The 19,266-nt window shown below is 73.4% G+C and carries 19 protein-coding genes; 7 read left to right on the forward strand and 12 right to left on the reverse strand.

Annotated elements, in window-relative coordinates; translation table 11 throughout:
• Positions 1 to 14: 14 nt before the first annotated feature.
• Entirely contained in the window at positions 15 to 1,475 is a 1,461-nt protein-coding gene (locus tag NH602_RS06650) for an aldehyde dehydrogenase family protein (RefSeq protein ID WP_179760822.1), read from the forward strand.
• On the opposite strand, the gene NH602_RS06655 is transcribed toward NH602_RS06650, so the two are convergent.
• The 9 genes from NH602_RS06655 to NH602_RS06695 all read right to left on the reverse strand — a co-directional run bounded on the left by NH602_RS06655 (position 1,456) and on the right by NH602_RS06695 (position 10,129).
• Positions 1,456 to 2,730 (reverse strand): alpha-hydroxy acid oxidase, encoded by a 1,275-nt coding sequence (locus NH602_RS06655; protein ID WP_073575425.1) that lies wholly within the window; start codon positions 2,728 to 2,730, stop codon positions 1,456 to 1,458. The two genes, NH602_RS06650 and NH602_RS06655, sit on opposite strands and share 20 nt — an antisense overlap.
• A gap of 140 nt (positions 2,731 to 2,870) precedes the next feature.
• Complete coding sequence (locus NH602_RS06660; RefSeq protein WP_253067319.1) at positions 2,871 to 3,503, reverse strand: cyclodeaminase/cyclohydrolase family protein; 633 nt, start codon at positions 3,501 to 3,503, stop codon at positions 2,871 to 2,873.
• The gene (gene purU / locus NH602_RS06665; protein ID WP_179760823.1) at positions 3,500 to 4,372 is read right to left on the reverse strand and encodes a formyltetrahydrofolate deformylase; all 873 of its coding nucleotides are present in this window, start codon (positions 4,370 to 4,372) and stop codon (positions 3,500 to 3,502) included. Before purU ends, NH602_RS06660 begins: the two co-directional genes overlap by 4 nt.
• Positions 4,369 to 5,328, reverse strand: coding sequence for a bifunctional 5,10-methylenetetrahydrofolate dehydrogenase/5,10-methenyltetrahydrofolate cyclohydrolase (locus tag NH602_RS06670; RefSeq protein WP_253067320.1), 960 nt, complete (start codon positions 5,326 to 5,328; stop codon positions 4,369 to 4,371). The genes purU and NH602_RS06670 overlap by 4 nt, the downstream gene beginning before the upstream one ends.
• 32 nt (positions 5,329 to 5,360) lie before the next feature.
• Positions 5,361 to 6,236: a methylenetetrahydrofolate reductase gene (locus NH602_RS06675; RefSeq protein ID WP_179760824.1), complete on the reverse strand. Its 876-nt coding sequence runs from the start codon at positions 6,234 to 6,236 to the stop codon at positions 5,361 to 5,363.
• Positions 6,236 to 7,597 carry an aminomethyltransferase family protein gene (locus NH602_RS06680; protein WP_073575429.1) on the reverse strand — a complete coding sequence of 454 codons (1,362 nt, stop codon included), beginning with the start codon at positions 7,595 to 7,597 and terminating at the stop codon, positions 6,236 to 6,238. The genes NH602_RS06675 and NH602_RS06680 overlap by 1 nt, the downstream gene beginning before the upstream one ends.
• 425 nt (positions 7,598 to 8,022) lie before the next feature.
• On the reverse strand, positions 8,023 to 8,826 hold the full coding sequence (gene folP, locus NH602_RS06685) for a dihydropteroate synthase (protein ID WP_253067327.1): 804 nt from the start codon (positions 8,824 to 8,826) through the stop codon (positions 8,023 to 8,025).
• 105 nt (positions 8,827 to 8,931) lie between these two features.
• Complete coding sequence (locus NH602_RS06690) at positions 8,932 to 9,777, reverse strand: class III extradiol dioxygenase subunit beta (protein ID WP_253067321.1); 846 nt, start codon at positions 9,775 to 9,777, stop codon at positions 8,932 to 8,934.
• Complete coding sequence (locus tag NH602_RS06695) at positions 9,770 to 10,129, reverse strand: protocatechuate 3,4-dioxygenase (protein WP_073575431.1); 360 nt, start codon at positions 10,127 to 10,129, stop codon at positions 9,770 to 9,772. Before NH602_RS06695 ends, NH602_RS06690 begins: the two co-directional genes overlap by 8 nt.
• Positions 10,130 to 10,402: 273 nt before the next feature.
• On the opposite strand from NH602_RS06695, the gene NH602_RS06700 reads away from it, so the two are divergent.
• Complete coding sequence (locus NH602_RS06700; RefSeq protein WP_253067322.1) at positions 10,403 to 11,800, forward strand: aminomethyl transferase family protein; 1,398 nt, start codon at positions 10,403 to 10,405, stop codon at positions 11,798 to 11,800.
• Between the two features lie 116 nt (positions 11,801 to 11,916).
• Here the strand turns inward: NH602_RS06700 and NH602_RS06705 are convergent, their stop codons facing one another.
• Together NH602_RS06705 and NH602_RS06710 are read right to left on the reverse strand one after the other, a co-directional pair.
• The gene (locus NH602_RS06705) at positions 11,917 to 12,615 is read right to left on the reverse strand and encodes a response regulator transcription factor (RefSeq protein WP_073575433.1); all 699 of its coding nucleotides are present in this window, start codon (positions 12,613 to 12,615) and stop codon (positions 11,917 to 11,919) included.
• Complete coding sequence (locus NH602_RS06710; protein ID WP_253067323.1) at positions 12,612 to 14,204, reverse strand: ATP-binding protein; 1,593 nt, start codon at positions 14,202 to 14,204, stop codon at positions 12,612 to 12,614. Before NH602_RS06710 ends, NH602_RS06705 begins: the two co-directional genes overlap by 4 nt.
• Before the next feature lie 155 nt (positions 14,205 to 14,359).
• On the opposite strand from NH602_RS06710, the gene NH602_RS06715 reads away from it, so the two are divergent.
• Both NH602_RS06715 and NH602_RS06720 read left to right on the forward strand, forming a co-directional pair.
• On the forward strand, positions 14,360 to 14,506 hold the full coding sequence (locus NH602_RS06715; RefSeq protein WP_179760829.1) for a hypothetical protein: 147 nt from the start codon (positions 14,360 to 14,362) through the stop codon (positions 14,504 to 14,506).
• A gap of 39 nt (positions 14,507 to 14,545) precedes the next feature.
• Complete coding sequence (locus NH602_RS06720; RefSeq protein WP_304580104.1) at positions 14,546 to 15,991, forward strand: MFS transporter; 1,446 nt, start codon at positions 14,546 to 14,548, stop codon at positions 15,989 to 15,991.
• A 21-nt stretch (positions 15,992 to 16,012) separates the two neighbouring features.
• Here the strand turns inward: NH602_RS06720 and NH602_RS06725 are convergent, their stop codons facing one another.
• The gene (locus NH602_RS06725) at positions 16,013 to 16,495 is read right to left on the reverse strand and encodes a VOC family protein (RefSeq protein WP_100879905.1); all 483 of its coding nucleotides are present in this window, start codon (positions 16,493 to 16,495) and stop codon (positions 16,013 to 16,015) included.
• Between the two features lie 167 nt (positions 16,496 to 16,662).
• Between NH602_RS06725 and NH602_RS06730 the strand changes: the two genes are divergently transcribed.
• The 3 genes from NH602_RS06730 to NH602_RS06740 all read left to right on the forward strand — a co-directional run.
• On the forward strand, positions 16,663 to 17,295 hold the full coding sequence (locus tag NH602_RS06730; protein WP_253067324.1) for a class I SAM-dependent methyltransferase: 633 nt from the start codon (positions 16,663 to 16,665) through the stop codon (positions 17,293 to 17,295).
• 54 nt (positions 17,296 to 17,349) lie between these two features.
• Positions 17,350 to 18,552 carry an FAD-dependent oxidoreductase gene (locus tag NH602_RS06735; protein WP_179762892.1) on the forward strand — a complete coding sequence of 401 codons (1,203 nt, stop codon included), beginning with the start codon at positions 17,350 to 17,352 and terminating at the stop codon, positions 18,550 to 18,552.
• Between the two features lie 43 nt (positions 18,553 to 18,595).
• Positions 18,596 to 19,266 (forward strand): asparaginase (locus NH602_RS06740; protein WP_253067326.1); only part of this gene is annotated, 671 nt, incomplete at its 3' end.

Genomic DNA, 19,266 nt, shown 5'->3' on the forward strand with positions numbered 1-19,266 from the left:
ACCGGAGGTACCCCATGACCACGTCCGACGTGGCGGCCCCCGAGGTCACCGCCCTGCTCCACATCGGCGGGCAGGACCTGCCCACCGCGGAGTTCTTCGACGTCCACGACCCGGCCGCCCCGGAGCGCGTCGTCGGGCGCGCCGCGTCCGCCACCCCGCAGGACGCCGAGCACGCCGTCGCCACCGCCCACGCGGCCTTCCCGGCCTGGTCCCGGCGGGACACGGCCGAGCGTGCCGAGATCCTGCTCCGGGCGCTCGCACCGCTCGCCGGGCTGGCCCCGGCCGTCGCGCCCGTGCTGACGGCCGAGAACGGGAAGGTCCTCGGAGAGTCCTTCGCCGACCTGGCCGTGTTCGAGATGCGCTGCAGGCACGCCGCGTCGCTGGCCGCGACCTTCGAACCGTCCCGGACCCTGCCCGCCCCGCCCTTCCACACGGAGGTGTTGCGGCTGCCCGTGGGTGTCGTGACGGTGGTCGTGCCGTTCAACTGGCCGCTCGCCATCCTGGCCGCGAGCCTGCCCTATGCGCTGGTGGCGGGGAACACCGTCGTGGTCAAGCCGCCGCCCACCACCCCGCTGTCGGTGGTGCAGACGGTGCGGGCGCTCGCCGAGGGGCTCCCGCCGGGCGTGCTGAACGTCGTCACCGGCACCAACGACGCCGTCGAGCCGCTGCTCGTCGACCCGCGCGTGCAGCACGTCGTGTTCACCGGCAGCACCGCGGGCGGTCGCGCGGTGATGGCGCTGGCGGCGCGGTCACTGGCCGCGGTGACCCTGGAGCTGGGCGGCAACGACCCGGCCGTCCTGCTCGACGACGTCGAGCTCGACGAACGCACCGTGTCCGCCCTGGTCGGGGCGACGTTCATGACCTCGGGCCAGGTCTGCATGGCCGTCAAGCGGCTCTACGTCCCGCGCCGCCGCCGGGACGAGGTGATCGAGGCCCTGGGCGCGGAGCTGGACCGGCAGCGGACCGGGCCGGGCCTCGACCCGGCCAGCACCTACGGTCCCGTGCACACCGCCGCCGGACGCGACCGTGTGCTCGCCCAGCTCGACGAGGCGCGCGCCCGGGGGGCGGAGGTCCGCGAGTACGGCAGCCTGTCCGACGCGGTGGGTACGGGCCACTTCCTCCGCCCGTCGTTGGTCGTCGACCCCGATCCGGACCTCGCGATCGTCCACGAGGAGCAGTTCGGCCCGACCCTGCCCGTGCTCGCCTACGACGACCTCGAGCCGTTGCTCGCCGGTCTGGACGAGGAGTGGTCCGGGCTGTGCTCCTCGGTCTGGTCCGCCGATCCGGACCGTGCCGCCGCCGTCGCGCGACGGATGCGGACCGGGACCACCTGGGTCAACCAGGCGAACGCCACCGCGGCGGACGACCGCGCCCCGTTCGGAGGGTTCCGGCAGAGCGGGATCGGCCGAGAGCTCGGTCAGGACGGTCTGTACGCCTTCACCGAGCCGCACACGGTCACTCGACCGGCGTCGTGACCCGGGGTCCGTGGGCGGGCGGGCACCGCAGCAGGTGCGGTCCCAGCTCTCCCACGGACGTCACCCCGAGCAGGGCGAGGGCACGCAGGAAGCCCTGCCGGTAGAGGTCGTGGACCCGGCTCACCCCCTGCTCACCCCCGGCCATCAGTCCGTAGAGATAGGGCCGTCCCACCAGGACGGCGTCCGCCCCGTGCGCGAGCGCAGCCGCGAGGTCGGTCCCGGACCGCACCCCGCCGTCCAGGTAGACCTCGGCGTCCGTCCCGACCGCCGCCCGGACCTCGGGCAGCGCCGCGAGCGTCGACGCGGCACGGTCCAGCTGCCTGCCCCCGTGGTTGGAGACCGCGACCGCCTGGACCCCGCAGTCGACGACGGTCCGCGCGTCCCGGGGGTGGAGCACGCCCTTGACCACGATATCGCCGGACCAGTGCTCCCTCATCCACTCGAGGTCCCCGAAGTCCACCCCGGGATCCATGACCCCGTCGACGACCTCCGCGAATCCGCCCCCTGCCTCCTCCAGAGCGGCGAACCGCAGCGGTTCGTGCGTGACCACGTCGATCCACCACCGCGGCCTGCGGGCGATCCCCGCCAGGGTGCGGAGGGTCAGGGTGGGCGGGATGGTCATGCCGCTGCGCAGGTCGCGGAGCCGTGCTCCGGGGACGGCGACGTCGACCGTCACGACGAGGGTGGTGAAGCCGGCCGCCGCCGCGCGCTCCAGCAGTCGGCGGGACGCGGCACGGTCGCGCCAGACGTAGAGCTGGAACCACCGGTCGGCCCCCGGCGCCGCCGCGGCGAGGTCCTCCGGCGAGATCGTGCCCATGGTCGACAGCGCGTACGGCACGCCCTCCCGCTCGGCCACCCGGGCCACCGCGGCCTCGCCCTCGTGCTGCACCATGCGGGTGAAGCCGGTCGGGGCGAAGACGAACGGCATCGACACGGGGCGGCCCAGGATCGTGGTGCCCGGATCGACCCGGCTCACGTCGCGCAGGACCTGCGGGAGGAACTCGACGTCGTCGAACGCCGAGGCGTTGCGGCGTCGGGTGCTCTCGGTCTCCGCTCCGCCGTCCACGTAGTCGAACACCGAACGGGGCGTGCGGCGGCGCGCCATCTCCCGCAGGTCCTCGATGTCGTGGGCCCGCGCGAGCCTGCGCCGCACGGGGTCGCGGTCGCGCGGGGCCGAGGCGAGCAGCGGCGCGATCTCGCTCCACCGCGGGAGGCGCCGGGACTCCCGGGGACCCCGCCGGCGGTCACGCGACACAGTGCTCCTCCCAGGTACGGGCGGGCGGACGCGCCGCCCACATCTCTCCGCTGCGCTCTGACATCGTTGTCGACTCCCCTCGTTCCGCCGGCGTGGCCACCTACCACGCACCGGCGCTCCCTCGACGAGCTGCCACCGGGTCAGCGGAGAAGGGCGCGCACGCGCAGCTCGACGGCGGCCGCCCGGTCGACGACTTCAGGCACCCGATCGGCGATGCCGACCAGCTCGGTGCGGACCTTCTCGTCCCGGATGCCGCCGAGGTTGATCTCCACGTTGAGCCGGGCCGTGGTGGCGGCGGCCCGGGCCGCCTCGGTGGCCGCGGCGACGTCAGTGACGACGTTGCGGTTCGCCACCGGTAGCAGGGCCTCGGCCAGGGCGACCAGCGCGACGGCGGTGCGGATGACGTCCGCGGGCGGGCCGGCGGCGCCGACCAGCGCGTCGGCGATCGCCTCGCTGCGGCGGGCCTGCTCGTCGTCAGTGCCGCGCGGCAGGGCGTACGCCTCGGTGACCGCGGTGAACGCGTCGGCGTCGGCGTCGGCGAGCGCGAGGGCCACGGCGCGGTCGGCCTCGGCGTCCTCGAGGATCCTGGAGACCAGGTCGGCGTGGTCGGCGCAGGCCGGGCCGCTCGTGTAGCGGGCGACCATGCTGATCAGTGCCGCGGCCTGCGCGGCGTGCAGCGCGGCCGTCGCTCCGCCGCCCGGGGCGGGCGCGCGGGCGGCGAGGGAGTCGAGGAACCCGCCGATCGTGGTGTCTGCCAGGTCCCCGGAGGTCACGAGAACACGACCGTCCTGTTGCCGATCACGGCGATCCGGTTCTCGGTGTGCCACCGCACCGCGCGGGCCAGGGCCCGGCTCTCGGCCTCACGACCGCGGGCGGCGAGCTGGTCGGGGCTCAGCGAGTGGTCGACCCGGATGAGCTCCTGCTCGATGATCGGGCCCTCATCCAGGTCCGCGGTCACGTAGTGCGCGGTGGCGCCGATGAACTTCACGCCGCGGGCGTGCGCCTGGTGGTAGGGCTTGGCGCCCTTGAAGCTCGGCAGCATCGAGTGGTGGATGTTGATGGCCTTGCCGTCGAGCTGCGTGCACAGGTCGTCGGACAGGATCTGCATGTAGCGGGCGAGGACGACGAGATCGACGTCCTCGCTCCGGACGAGCTTGACCAGCTCGGCCTCGGCCTCGGCCTTCGTCTCCCCGGTCACCGGGATGTGGCGGAAGGGCACCCCGAAGCTGTCCGCGATCCGGCCGAGATCGGGGTGGTTGGACACGACCGCGACGACGTCGAGGTTCAGCTCGCCGATGGAGTTGCGGAACAGCAGGTCGTTCAGACAGTGCGCGAACCTGCTGACCATGATGACGACCCGCTGCCGCCGGGCGGCGTCGGCGAGCTGCCAGGTCATGTCGAACCGCTCGGCCAGCGACCCGACGCGGCGGCCCAGGGCGTCGAGGTCCAGCGGGGAGCCGTCGATGCGGGCGAACTCGACCCGCATGAAGAAGGTGCCGCTCGTCGAGCTGCCGAACTGCGCGCTCTGCACGATGGTGCACCGCTCCTCGGCGAGCAGGCCGGTGACGGCGTGCACGATGCCGGGTGCGTCGGGGCAGGACAGCAGCAGAGCGCCGTGCTGGGCGCCCAGGGGCGGGGTCACGATGCCTCCAGGAGTACGCGCGCCGGCGTCGGCAGGGACGGCCGGGCCAGGTCGATCGGCCGGCCCGCGAGCAGGCGGGCCGCGATGACGGTGTTGCGGAGCAGCCAGACGTCGGTGACCGGGCCGACACCGCCCGGCACCGGGGTGAGGGCGCGGACACGCGGGGCGACGGCGTCGTGGTCCACGTCGCCGACCATGTGCACCCTGCCGTCCGGTCCGGTGGCGGCGTTGATGCCGACGTCGATGACCACGGCGTTCTCGCCGACGTGCTCGGCCCTGATCAGCCCGGCCTTGCCCGCGGCGACGATCAGGACGTCCGCCCACCGGGTGTACCGGCCGATCCCGGTGGTGCGGTCGGCCCACTCGTCGACGGACTGCACGGTGGCCTGGCGCTCGTAGCCGAGCGAGATCGCGGGTTTGCCCACGTTGTTCGAACGGCCCACCACCACGATGTTCGCGCGGTGATAGAAGTCGGCACGGTCCTCGCCGACGGAGTCGAGCCAGGTGTCGAGCAGGTGGAAGCAGGACGCGGCCGTGGAGGGCACGAACCGTGGGACGCCGAGGGCGAGCAGCCCGGCGTTCTCCGGGTGGACCGCTTCGACGTCCTTCATCGGGTCGATGGCCCGGAAGACGGCGGCCTCGTCGATGTGTGACGGCAGCGGGCGCAGGACCAGGATGCCGGACACCGCGGGGTCGGCGTTGAGCTCGCCGATCCGGGTGAGCAGCGCCTCCTGATCGGTGTCGCCGGGCAGCGTCTGCGGCGAGTAGGTCACGCCCAGCTCGTCCGCCAGCCGGCGCAGGCGCCGCTCGTAGGCGCCGGAGCTGTACTCGTCACCGATCACGACGGTGGCCAGCCCGATACCGAGGCCCTCGTGGCGGAGGCGTGCGACGTCCACCTCCAGGCTCTCCTTGAGGGCGCGGGCGCAGGCACGCCCGTCGATCACCTGGGCACTCATCGCTGCAGGACTCCTCGGGTGGCGTGGACGGGTCAGGAGAGCGTGGCCAGCCAGCGCTGCCGCCAGGCCTCGGTGCTGTCCAGGTCGTTGAAGGTGAAGACGTGGAAGCCGGCCAGGTTGTTGTCCGGCCGGGCGAACGCCGGGGTGAGCCGCTCGACGAGCTTGTTCGGGCTGTAGCCGCCGGGCAGGAAGAACCGCCACAGCATGTTCTGCTGCTTGCTCAGGAACTTCGCGGACTGGCCCAGGCCGAGGCCCGCCGAGACCCGGATCAGCTTCTGCCTGCTGACGGCGCCGGGGATGCCGACGCGGATCGGCAGGCCGACACCGTCGGCGGCGACCGTGCGGGCCCAGTCGACGGTGGTGTCGCCGTCGAAGCACAGCTGGGTGATGACCTGGGTGGCGTGCGGCGCCTTGGCCTTCAGAGCCGCCTCGATCAGCTCGTCGCTGATCTTCCCGTGCCCTTCGGGGTAGCCGCCGATCCCGACGGTGGAGAACGGGTGCCCGATCTCCTTCAGCGCCTGCAACAGGCTCAGCGCGTCGGGGTACTCCCCCGCCTCGGCCGCGTCGCCGCCGATGACGAACACGCTGTCGGTGCCCGCCTCGCGCAGCCGCGCGACGAGGTCCTCGAGGTGCGCCCGGTCCCTGACCTGCCGGGCGGCCAGGTGCGGAGCGGCCCGGTAGCCGGCCTCGCCGAGCCTCACCGCGAGGTCGATCGTCGGGCCGAGCCCCTTGGCCTCGGTGGTGGTGACGGTGAGCGCGACGTCGGTGGGGACGTGGGCGAGCACCTTCTCCTCGGCGCTCCTGAAGGGGAGGATCTCGTAGGTCGCGTCGCGCAGGGCACGGGCGAGGGCCTGTCTGCCCGTCGGACGCCCGGCCGCGGGGGTCCGCTCATTCTGTACCGAGGTCATCACGTGCTCCGGTAGTCGTTGCGTGCGAACCGGACGAACGGCACCGGCGCGACGGTGGCCCGGACCGTCCAGGTCGTGTGCTCCTCGACCTGCGGCTTCGCCGAGTTGGGCTCCTCACCCCAGACGACGGTGACCTCGGTGCCGGGCTCGGCGTGCTCCTTGTCCAGGGTCGCCAGCGAGACCATGGCGCGCTCATTGGCGATGTAGCCGCAGTCCAGCGAGATGCCGACCTGCTTCCCGTCGCGCAGGACCTTGTCCTCCTGGTGCAGCGCGTAGCGGATCTTCGGCAGGTCGAGGTACTTGGCGCCGGGCCCCTTGCCGAGCAGCGAGCCGATCGCGGCGGTGACGTCGTCGTTGTCCCAGACGAGCGTGACCTTGGTGCGCGGCGGGTTCGTCGCCAGCTCCTCGAGGGCTGCGCGACCGACGAACTCGTGGTCGAACTTGACGTTGCGGTCGTAGCCGATGTCGTAGGGCGTCAGGTAGTAGTCGGCGATGTCGTCGGAGTCGACGCTGCCGCCGATGGCACCCACGGCGGACGCGGGCAGCCACTCGCGGTAGGCCTGGAGCAGCGGGTCGTCCCCGAAGATCGCCGGGATCGGCGCGGGCACCCAGCCGGACTCCAGGTTGGCCGTCGAGTAGGCCTTCGCCCCGGCCCGGACCAGCGCGTGGTCCTCGCCCGCCTCGAGCAGCGCGGCGAGGACGGCCTCGCCGTCGGCCCACGGTCCGAACAGCTCGAACCCGGGCTGGCCCGCCATGCCGTGACGCAGCCCGCGCACGGCGTGGCCCGCGATGGTGAAGTCGGCCATGTGGAAGAACTTCGTGTCGGGCAGCGCGGCGCCGGTGGCCTGCTCGAGCACCGCCGCCGCCGTGGGGCCCTGCAGCTCGTAGCGGTAGAACCTCGGCGGGCCGTCCGTGCGCACGGCGGAGTTGTCGTCCCGCTCGGCGGTCACCTCGTAGTCACCGCGCTCGAGGTGGAACAGCACCCAGTCGATGACCATCGGGTGGCCGACGAGGTCGAACAGCTCCTCCTCCAGGTGGAACAGGATCGCGTCGCCGATCAGCTGCCCGCTCGGGTTCACCGCCACGAACTGCTTGGCCCTGTTCACCCCGAAGTTCGCGAAGGTGTTGACCGCCAGGTCGCTGAGCAGCCGCAGCGCGTCCGGACCCTCGAGGAACAGGTCGGTCATGTGGTGCGACTGGTCGAGCAGCGCGCACGACTCCGCCCAGGCCCGCTGCTCGGAACGCCAGTTGCTGAACTCCGGGGCGACCGGGAACGTGTGCGCGCGGGCCGCGGTGTTGCGCAGCAGCTCGACAGGGTTCCCGACGCGGGCGAGGGCCGCCGCAAGACTCTCGGACGTCATGATCGTGTATGAACCTCTCCTGGGTGGCCTGGTTCGGTGCACCGCCTGCGAGACCACCTCGGGCAGCGCCACCGGTCCGGGTCGTGCGGACCTACTACGACGCTAGGGAACGAGCCCGTCACCAGGGATCACGCGGATGACCGGACCGGGCATCGCCGGCCGTCGCGGATCGACCGGGACAAGTGACGTAGACCCGGCGCGACCACGTCGGATGTCCTGCCCGGGGCGCGACGCACGGCCCGGCGGTGGCCGACCGGGCGCCGATCCCGATGTCCCGTGGGCCGGGCAGGATCGCGGGTGCCCCATCTGGGGAAGGACCCACGATGCCCGAGGCACCCGCGCCCCGGGGACGGTTCGACGACCTCGTCGCCGGGACCGGCACCCGGTTCGACGGAGTCCGGCGGGTCGCCCCGGACACCGCCCGGTCAGCGCCGTGAGAGCGTCGCGGACGCGCGGCCGACGACGCGCACCGCATCCGCCGACGCCGCCACGTCGTGGACCCGCACCCCCCAGGCACCCGACCGGGCCGCCAGCACCGTGGTCGCGACCGTCGCGGCGTCCCGGAGCCGCGCCGGGCCCTCGGCGCGCCCACCCGTAAGCACGTCGGCCAGGAAGCGCTTGCGTGAGGAGCCGACCAGGACCGGGAAGCCGAGCTCCTGCAGCTCGTCGAGGCGAGCCAGCAGGGTCCAGTTGTGCTCGGTGAGCTTGGCGAACCCCAGCCCCGGGTCGAGCACGAGCCGGTCCGGGTCGACACCGGCCTCGACGGCGTCGTCGATCCGCATCCGGAGCTCGTCCGCGACCTCGCGCACCACGTCGCGGTAGACCGCCGCCGCGTACATGTCCCGGCTGCCGCCGCGGGAGTGGTTGAGCACCCACGGCACCCCGGCCGCGGCGACGACCCCGGCCATGGCGGGATCGGCGAGGCCTCCGCTGACGTCGTTGACCAGCACCGCCCCCGCGGACACGGCGGCCTCGGCCACGGCGGCCCGGGTGGTGTCGATGCTGACCGCGACGCCCGCCGCTGCCAGCCGCTCCACGACCGGTACGACCCGACGGAGCTCCTCGTCGACCGGCACGCGCTCCGCGCCGGGCCGGGTGGACTCCCCGCCGACGTCGACGTAGTCGGCACCCGACTCCCACATCAGCGCGCCGTGGGCGACGGCGTCGGCGGTCCGGTCGTAGCGCCCGCCGTCGGAGAACGAGTCCGGGGTGACGTTGAGGACGCCCATCACCAGGCACCGGTCCGTGCGCGGCGACGCCGCGCGGGACACGGGCGCACGGTCGGGCAGCTCGATCGACACGGCTCCTCCTGGTGGCCGGACCCGGCCGGGCGGTCAGGCCCGGTTGTCGAACAGCGCCAGTCCCGCGGCGGTGTTCGAGGCCGGGACGTGGTACGCGGAGTGGACCGTGCGGACCCGCTCGTGCAGCGCGCCGCGCATGACCAGCCACATGATCAGCTCGATGCCCTCCGACCCCGCCTCGCGGATCAGCTCCTCGCGGGTGAGCTGCGCGAGCTTCTCCGGCTCGTGCTCGATCGCCTCGAGGAACATGTGGTCGAACGTCGGGTTGATGAACCCGGCGCGCGCGCCCGCCAGCTGGTGGGACATGCCACCGGTGCCGAGGATCCCGACCGTGCCGACGCCGTCGTAGCTCGCGATCGCCCGCCCGAGGGCCCGGCCCAGGGCGTAGCACCGGGCGGCGGTGGGCTGCGGGTAGCGGATGACGTTGACCATGATCGGGATGACCGGGCAGGGCCAGGCGTCACCGGGTTCGGGCGTCCAGACCGACAGCGGCACGGTGAAGCCGTGATCGACGTCCAGCTCCTGGAAGACGGTCATGTCGAAGCCGTCGTCGACCAGGCTCTGCAGGAGATGGAACGACAGGTCCGGGTCACCGACGACGTCCGGGACGGCGCGCCTGCCGAAGCCCTCGTCCGCCACCCGGTACCGCTCGGCGGTGCCGATCGCGAAGGTCGGCACGATGTCCAGGTCCACCCCGTTGGCGTGGTCGTTGTAGACGAGGATCGCCACGTCGGGGGTGTGCTGCGCCAGCCACTCGCGGGCGGGCCGGTAGCCCTCGAACAGCGGCGCCCACACCGGCTGGTCGGTCAGCCCGCGGTCCATCGCCGCGCCGATCGACGGGACGTGCGACGTGGCCAGCCCCCAGATCACCTCAGACATCGGTGCGCCCTCCGGCCAGCATCGCGGCCTTGAACTCGTCCTCGGACATCCCGGTGAACACACCGCCGAGGTACTGCATGGACAGCCCGTCCATCATGGCAAGCTTGTAGACGTAGAAGATGCTGCCGCCCAGGTCGAGCATCGCCTGCCAGTCCCGCTCCAGGACGGCGGTCGTCTGCTCGTCGGACAGCGCGTAGCGCGCGCAGTACGCGGCCTCGTCGGCGACGAACTCGCTGCGGGCGGTCCCGCTCACCAGCGACATGAACAGCTTGTTCATGTGGCGACCGCGACGGCTGGTCGGCCCGTCGAAGACATAGGTCCCCGGCAGCTCCGGCCTGCTCTGGCTCGTCATGTCATGCTCCCTGGCTCGGGCCCGCGCCGCAGTCGCGCCGTACGGTCCCCTCCGACGCTAGGACGGCGACCCGCACAGGCCATCGCCCGCTTGTCGAGACCCGTCCGGGACACATGACGTAGACGCACCGGCCCGTCCCGGCCGTGCGGCTCCCGCCATTCCACGGTGCCGCCGGGCCCTCCGGCCTCCCTAGCGTGGGCGACGATGGCCGTCGACCCCCATGTCCGGCCGTGTGTCAGCGCAGAACACAACCGAGACCAGAACGGGTGGCAGATGAGCGCCAAGAATCTCCAGGAAGTGCTGGACCGGTCCGGGAGCACCGTCGAGCTGCTCCGCAACTCCCAGCTGGGTGCCTACATCTACCCGGTCGTGCCGGCCGAGTTCACCAACTTCCGCCGCGAGGTCACCGCCTGGCAGAACACCGCGGTGCTCTTCGACCAGTCGCACCACATGGTCAACCTCTGGGTCTCCGGACCGGACGCCCTGAAGCTCTTCACCGACACCGGGGTCAACTCCACCGCGACGTTCCCGGTCGACTCCGCCAAGCAGTTCGTGCCGGTCTCCCCCGAAGGCGGCGTGATCGGCGACGGCATCCTGTTCCGCCTCGACGAGGAGGAGTTCGTCTTCGTCGGGCGCGCGCCGGTGGCGACCTGGCTGCAGTTCCAGGGCGAGAGCTACGACGTCGAGGTCCGCTACGACGACCGCTCGCCGTCGCGGCCCTACGGCAAGCAGGTCACCCGCGACGTGTGGCGCTTCCAGATCCAGGGCCCCCGCGCCTGGGAGGTCATCGAGAAGGTCAACGGCGGCCCCGTCGAGCAGGTCACGTTCTTCAGGATGGGCTACATGACCATCGCCGGGGAGCGCATCCGCACCCTCCGCCACGGCATGGCCGGCGCGCCCGGCCTGGAGATCTGGGGCCCGTACGGCACCTACGACAAGGTCCGCGACGCCATCCTCGAGGCCGGTCGCGAGTTCGGCATCGAGCCCGCCGGGGCACGCGCCTACTCGTGCAACACACTCGAGTCCGGATGGATCCCCTCGCCGCTGCCCGCCGTCTACACCAGCGAGGAGCTGCGGCCCTACCGCGAGTGGCTCGGTCCGAACAGCTACGAGGCCATCAACGCCCTCGCGGGCAGCTTCGTCTCCGACCGGATCGAGGACTACTACCTCAACCCCTGGGAGCTCGGCTACGGCGGATTCGTGAAGTTCGACCACGACTTCATCGGCCGCAGCGCGCTGGAGGCCGTCGACCCCGCCACCCAGCGCCGCAAGGTCACCCTCGAGTGGAACACCGAGGACGTCGCGAGGCTCCTCGCCTCACCGGTCACCGAGGGACCCGGCTACCAGTTCTTCGACCTGCCCAACGCCAACTACGGCTCCTCGAACTACGACGCCGTCACCGACGCCGACGGCAACACCGTCGGTCTCTCGCTGTTCACCGGCTACAGCGCCAACGAGCGCAAGGCCCTCTCGCTGGCCACCGTCAACCCGGACGTCCCGCTGGGCGCCGAGGTCTCGGTGATCTGGGGCGAGCCGGACGGCGGCTCGGGCAAGACCACGGTGCAGCCGCACGAGCAGCTCGCCGTCCGCGCGATCGTCAGCCCCGCCCCCTACGCGGCCATGGCCCGCGAGACCTACCAGACGGGGTGGCGCACCGCAGCCACGGGCTGATCCTGGTCGTGAGGACGCCGGCCCCGGTCACCCGTGGCCGGCGTCCTCGTGCCCGTCCAGGTGGCCGTCCCCGAACCGGGCATCGGGCGAGGGGGCCGGACCTCCTGCGACGGGCGTCAGGCCTGGGGCGGCAGCAGACCCTGCCGGACGGCGATCAGCGCAGCCTGGGTCCGCGAGGTCAACTGCAGTTTGCGCAGCACGTTGCTCACGTGGGTGCGTGCCGTCCGCTCGCTGATGACCAGCTCGTCGGCGATCGCCTGGTTGGAGTGGCCCTGCGCCACCAGGATGAGCACGTCCCGCTCCCGGCCGGTCAGCGCACTGATGCCGGTCGGCGGCGCGACGATCTCCCGGGTCAACTGCCGCGCGACGGCCGGGTCGAGGAAGACGTCCCCCTTCGCCGCCGCCCGGATCGCGGCGACCACCTCGCCCGGCTCCGCGTCCTTGAGCAGGTAGCCGGACGCACCGTTCGCGAGCGCGGCGTGCACCCGTTCCATCTCGCCGAAGCTGGTCAGCACCACCACGCGCACCCCGGGGAACCGCTCGGTGATCCGCGAGGTCGCGACCACCCCGTCCATCCTGGGCATCAGGAGGTCGATCAGGACCACGTCGGGCAGCTCGGAGTGCGCCGCCATCGACTCCAGACCCTCGAGTGCCTCCTGACCGTCCGCCGCCTCCGCGGCGACCTCGAGGTCGTCGAGGACCTCCAGGTAGGCCCGGATCCCCCGCCGCACCACGGCGTGGTCGTCGACGATGAGGACCCGGACCCGGGTCACCACCTCGGGCCGGTCCGCGGTCGTGCCGTCGAGAGCGTTCATGGTCTGGCCTCGTTCCCTCGGTCCACGGGCGTCGCCGGGACGCCCTCCTCGTCGCTCGGCGTCAGGGGCAGGACGGCGCTCACCGCGGTGCCACCGGCCTTCCGGGGCCGGACGCACACGGTGCCGCCCCAGCGTTCCGCGCGCTCGCGCATACTCGTCAGGCCGTAACCGCCGCCCAGCTCGTCGCCGCCGAGCTCGTCGCCGCCGGCACGACCCGCCCCGAGGCCGCGGCCGTCGTCGGCCACCGTGATCGTCAGCGTGTGGTCGCGCACGCCCATCCGGATCGTCACGCGGCCCGCCTTCGCGTGCTTGACGACGTTGTGGACGGCCTCGGCGAGGATGCGGTAGACGTCCTCGGCCATCTCGGGCGGCACCCTGGCCAGTCCCTGCTGGATCCTGAGGCTGAAGCGCAGCCCGGTCCGGTTGGTGCTGCTCTCCACGAGGGCCCGGACCGCCTCCTCCAACCCCGGCTGCGGCGGGGCCGAGGGCCGCAGCTCGTGCACCATCGCTCGCAGGTCCGCCAGGACCGTGCGGGCGAGCAGGCCCACCTCGTCGGCGATCCGGCGCACGCTGTCCGCGGACACGGTGTCGCCACGTCCGCCGAGGACGGCCATCGACTTGGCCTGCATCCCGATCGAGAACACCTGCTGCACGATGGAGTCGTGCAGGTCGCGCGCCAGCTTCTGGCGTTCCCCGCGCCGGGCCAGCTCCCGCTCGTTCTGCAGCAGCGAGGCGTAGTCCACCGCCACCGCGGCCTGTTCCGCCATCGCCTCGAGGAACTCGACCGCGCGACCGCCGACGACCTGTCCCGGGGCGAAGAAGGCGTTGAGGATGCCCGCCGAGCGACCCCGGACCAGGAGCGGGACGCTGGCGAACCAGTTCCAGTCGAGCTCCCCGAGATACTCGTGCAGGGGCTGCCAGGCCGGGTCCTCCTGGATGGACTCCCAGCGGTCGGCGACGACCACGGGCTCGCGCTGCTCGAACGCGTCCAGCATCCGCAGTCCGGCGCCGCGCTCCCGGCACTGCACGAGGCGTTCGAAGAAGTCCGGCCAGCGCCGGAAGCCGGCCGAGCCCATGATCCGGAGAGCCTCGCCCGACCGGTCCAGGGTCAGGATCTGCACCCCGGCCAGCGCATCGGCCTGGAGCACCTCCCGGGCGAGGGCGTCCAGGGTGGCGGTGATCGACCCCTCGGAGGCGAGCGTCGCCGAGGCACGGGCGATGGCGGTCACCCGCCGCTGCCGGTGGCGCTCCTCGCCCACGTCCCGGAAGGTCACGACGGTGAGCCCGGAGTGGTCGGGCAGCGGTCGCGTGCGGTAGGCGAACTCCCGACGCACCCCCGCGACCGGAGCCCACAGGCAGACCTGCTCCGTCCCGCCCTCGTCGAGGAGGGCGAGGGGATCGACCTGTGGGTTCCGTGAGAGCTCGAAGGGCGCCGGCATCCCGATCAGATCGTCGAGGGGGCGGGCGCACAGGACGACCGCAGCGTCGTTCAGCTGAAGGAACAGACCGTCCGGGTCCACGACCGCCAGACCGTCCGGGGCGTGGCGCGCCAGCGTGGACCAGGACACGAACGGCCCCGCCTCCACCATCGATGCTCCTCCCGCGCCCACGCCCCTGCCGACAGCATGCCGACCCGGCCGGCGGGCGTCACCCACCCCGGCCCGATCTACGTCATCCGTCGCGGGGGCACCGGGCGGACCGTCCGGCACGTCCGGGGCGGAAGCCTCGCTCCGGCCACCTCACGGTGGTCGACGCCGCGGTCGACCCGCTCGCCGAGTTCTGCACCGCCCACCTGTGGACGCCTGGAGCCCGGCACGCCGTCACCCACCCGCCGGGGCCGGTGGGTGCGCCCGGTCGCCGTCGCCGGACCCTGCGCCGCGAGGCGGGCTAGGGTCGACACCGGTTCGTTAGCTCCGGACAAGGAGATGCCGTGGGAAACGACGTCGTCGTGCCGGCCGGTCCCGCGGGGCGGCGGCACCGGCTGCTGATCCTGGCCGTGCTGTGCACCAGCATCCTGATCGTCTCGATGGACGTCACGATCATCAACGTGGCGCTCCCCGCCCTGGTCACCGACCTGCGCGCCTCGATCACCGAGCTGCAGTGGACCGTCGACGCCTACACCGTGGTGCTGGCCTGCTTCCTGATGCTGGCCGGTGCGACGGCCGACCGGGTCGGGCGCCGCCGCGTCTTCCAGACCGGGCTCGTCCTGTTCGGGGTCGGGTCGCTGCTGTGCAGCCTGGCCCCGACGGTCGGCTGGCTGATCGGGGCACGGGTGGTCCAGGCGCTCGGCGGCGCGATGCTCAACCCGGTCGCCATGTCGATCATCACCAACGTCTTCACCGACGTCCGCGAGCGGGCCCGCGCGATCGGGGTGTGGGGCGCGATGGTCGGCATCTCGCTCGGCGTCGGCCCGGTGCTCGGCGGGCTGCTCGTGGACACCGTCGGCTGGCGGGCGATCTTCTGGGTGAACATCCCCGTCGTGCTGGCGGCCTGGATCCTGACGGCGCGGCTCGTCCCGGAGTCGCGGGCCGCCCGTCCGCGGCGGGCCGACCCGGTGGGGCAGCTGCTCGTGGTGGCGCTGCTCGGGTCGACGGTGGCAGCGGTGATCGAGGGGCCGCGGCTGGGCTGGTCGTCGGCGGGGGTGCTCGGGCTGGCGGTGCTGGCCGTCGTCGCGCTGGTCTCCCTGGTCGTCTGGGAGCGGCGCCACCCCGAACCGCTGGTGGAGCTGCGGTTCTTCCGGAGCGCCCCGTTCGCCTCGGCGACGGTGATCGCGGTCTGCGCGTTCGCGGCGTTCGGCTCGCTGCTGTTCCTGTCCGCGCTCTACCTGCAGGACGTCCGCGGGCTCGGTGCGCTGCAGGCCGGTCTGACCCTGCTGCCGGCCGCCGTCGCCACCACGGTGGTCGCGCCGCTGTCCGGGCGGATGGTCGCCGCCCGCGGGGCACGCCTGCCGCTGGTGCTGGGCGGGAGCGCGATGGTGCTGGTCGCGCTCACCTTCTCCCAGCTCTCCCCGACGACGCCGCTGTGGCTGATCCTGCTCGCGCACGGGGTGTTCGGCTGCGGGTTCGCCCTGCTCAACCCGCCGATCACGAACACCGCGGTGAACGGGATGCCGCCGGAGCGGGCCGGGGTCGCCGCCGCGGTGGCCTCGACGAGCAGGCAGGCCGGGCAGTCGTTCGGCGTCGCGGTCAGCGGGACCGTGGTCGCCACCGCGGCGAGCACCGCCGCCGGGGTCGCAACGGCGTGGGCGGTCGTGACGCCGCTGACGGTGGCGGTCGTGGTGCTCGGAGTGCTGGGGACGACGGCGCGGGCCCGTGCCTCGGCGGCACGGGTCGCGGCGCTGTTCCCCGCGGCCCCGTCCCCCGCCCGCGCGTCCTGAGCGGGAGGAGCCTCCCCGACCTCAGACGGCGAAGAGCTGCCCGAGGTCGGCGAAGGCCTTGAACTCGAGCGCGTTGCCCGCGGGGTCGAGGAAGAACATCGTCCACTGCTCCCCCGGCTCGCCCTCGAACCGCACGTAGGGCTCGATGACGAAGTCGGTGCCCGCGGCGGTGAGCCGCTCGGCCAGCGCCCGGAACTCCGGGACGCTCAGGACCAGGCCGAAGTGCGGGACCGGCACGTCGTGGCCGTCGACGGGGTTGCTCCCGGCCACGCCGGCGCGCGGGGTGTCCGACGGCTCGCCGACCTGGTGGGTGACGACCTGGTGCCCGGCGACGTTCCAGTCCGTCCAGCGCTCGGCGGAGCGGCCGCGGCCGAAGCCGAGCAGCGTGCCGTAGAACTCCCGGGCCGCCTCGATGTCGTCCACCGGGATCGCCAGGTGGAAGGGCGGGCGGACGGACGTGACGGTCGCGGGGGTCGCGGGGGTCTCTGTGGTCGGTGCGGGCACAGCGGTACCTCTCCTTCGGTGTCGGGACACGTACAGCGTGCACGGACGCCCCCGGCGTCGCGCTCGACGGGTGCGGCGCCGGAGGACGCACGATCGTCGCGGCCGCGGCGGGTGACCCGGGTCGCCCCGACATGACCGCGGAGCCCGCGCCCGCCACGATGGACCCCATGGCCCGACCCGACCACGCCGTCTTCCTCAAACGCTCGTTCTCGAAGATGGACCAGCTCGCGACCCCGTTCCTCACCGGACGGCGGCTGTGCCGCCAGCTCGCCGCCGTCGTCCCGCGCGGGACGAACGGCGTCGTCGTCGAACTCGGCGCCGGACCGGGGGTGCTCGCCGAGCCGATCCGCGAGCGGCTCGGGCCGCACGCGCGCTACCTCGCGATCGAGATCGACTCCGAGCTGGTCGCGCACCTGCGCCGGCACAAGCCGTGGCTGGAGGTCGTGCAGGGCGACGTCGCCGACCTGGACCGGATCCTCGACGAGGCCGGCATCACCGAGGTCGACGCGTTCGTCTCGACCCTGCCGTGGGCGGTGTTCCCGCAGACCCTGCGCCTGCAGGTCATGGGCACGATCGCGCGCCGGCTGGTCCCGGGCGGGGTGATGAGCATGATCATCACCTGGATGGCGCTGCCGAACCGGGTGCGGGTGCTGCGCGACCTGCTCGACACCCACTTCGACGAGGTCGTGGAGACCGCGACCGAGTGGCGCAACCCGCCGCCCGCCCGCACCTTCCTGTGCCGCCGACCGCTCCCCCAGTTCAACTCTCTCGATGGACAAGACACTCGTTCGGCGAGCTAACATGGTCGGGTGACCGCGGAACGGACGATCGTCGCGGGCGGTGGCCCCGGCGGCATGCTGCTCGCCTACCTGCTGGCCCGGGCGGGCCTGCCGGTGACGCTGCTCGAACGCCACCGGGACTTCGACCGCGACTTCCGCGGCGACTCCCTGCACCCGTGGACCCTGGAGCTGCTCGACCGCCTCGGGCTGACCGACCGGCTGCTCGCGCTGCCCCACGTGCCGGCCCGTCAGTTCCGGTTCCGCACGCCGAGGGGCGTGGTGACCACCACCGACTACGGCCTGCTCGACACCCCGTACGACTACGTGGCCCTGATGCCGCAGGCCCGCTTCCTGGACTTCCTCGCCGCGGAGGCCGCCGCGCTGCCGGCCTTCGAGCTGCGCACCGGGGCCGCCGTCACCGGACTGCTCGGGGCGGGCACCGCCGACGACCCGGTGCGCGGGGTGCGGCTGCGGTCCGGCGAGGAGCTCGCGGCGGGCCTGGTCGTCGCCGCCGACGGCCGGTTCTCCAGGATCCGGTCGCTGGCCGGGCTGACCGCACGGTCGCAGGGCGCGACGACCGACCTGCTGTGGTTCGCGCTCCCCCACCGCGACGGTGACCCGCCGGACGCCGACGTCGACCTGTTCCTGGGCACCCGCCACTACGTCGGGCTGCTCGGCGGCCCGGGCCGCTGGCAGGTCGGACTGTCGTTGCCCAAGGGCGGCTACCCGGCGCTGCGCGAGGCAGGCGTGGAGTACGTGCGGCGCGAGGTGGCCGAGCGCGTGCCGTGGCTCGCCGACCGGGTCGGGCTGCTCACCGATCTCAACCAGGCGACGCTCCTGTCGGTCGACATCTCGCGCGTCCCGACCTGGCACCGACCGGGGCTGCTGCTGATCGGCGACGCCGCGCACGTCATCTCCCCGGTCGGCGGCAACGGGATCCTGATGGCCCTGCAGGATGCGCTCGCCGCGGCGAACCACCTGGTCCCCGCACTGCGGGCGGGCACGGTCGGCACCGCGACGCTCGCCGCGGTCCAGGCCGAGCGGGAGCCCGCGATCGTGTCCGTGCAGGCCCAGCAGGTCCGCATCGAGCGCGGGGTGGCACGGGCCCGCGAGCGCGGGCGCACCATCACCCCGCCGGCGTTCGTCCGGCTGCTGATGCGGGTGCCCGCGGTGCGCCGGCGCTCCGCCCGCGGCAACGCCTACGGCCCGGTACCGGTCCACCCGTCTCCGGAGCTGGAGCGGGCGCTCGGGCTCGGCCCGGCACCGGTTCCCGCCTGAGGCCGACGGCTGCGCCCACGGTGCGGGACGTAGCGTCGGGCCGGTGAGCACCCCCGGACCCGTCACCGCGCCGACCGTCCCGCCCGTCCTCGCGGCCGCCGTCCCGCTGGCCGTCGTGGAGCGGGAGGGCACGGTGGAGTCGGTGCACCTGGGCACCGTCGCGGTGCACCGCCCCGGCGGCACCGTGACCGGCTCCGGCGACCCGGACGTGGCGTTCCTGCCGCGCTCGGCGCTCAAGCCGGTGCAGGCGGTGGCGATGCTGCGGGCCGGGCTGGACCTCGACGGCGAGCTGCTCGCGCTGGCCTGTGCCTCGCACTCCGGCGAGCCCGGCCACGTCGACGGCGTCCGGCGCATCCTCACCGGTGCCGGGCTCGACGAGGCCGACCTGGACAACACCCCGGACCTGCCGCTGGAGCCGGCGGCCGCGGCGGCCGTCCGTGCGGCGGGGGCGGGACCGTCGCCGGTGCTGCAGAACTGCTCGGGCAAGCACGCCGCGATGCTCGCCGCCTGCGTGGCCGCGGGGTGGCCGACGGCCGGCTACCGCGACCCCGCGCACCCGCTGCAGCGGCTGGTCCGGGAGACCGTCGCCGAGCTGACCGGGGCGCCGGTCGGCGTCACCACCGTCGACGGCTGCGGCGCCCCGCTGTTCGGCACCACCCCGGCCGGGCTGGCCAGGGCCTTCGCGACGCTGGCGACGGCCGCACCGGGCACCGC

The sequence above is a fragment of the Pseudonocardia sp. McavD-2-B genome, assembly GCF_024124365.1.
Classification (GTDB): Bacteria; Actinomycetota; Actinomycetes; order Mycobacteriales; family Pseudonocardiaceae; genus Pseudonocardia; species Pseudonocardia alni.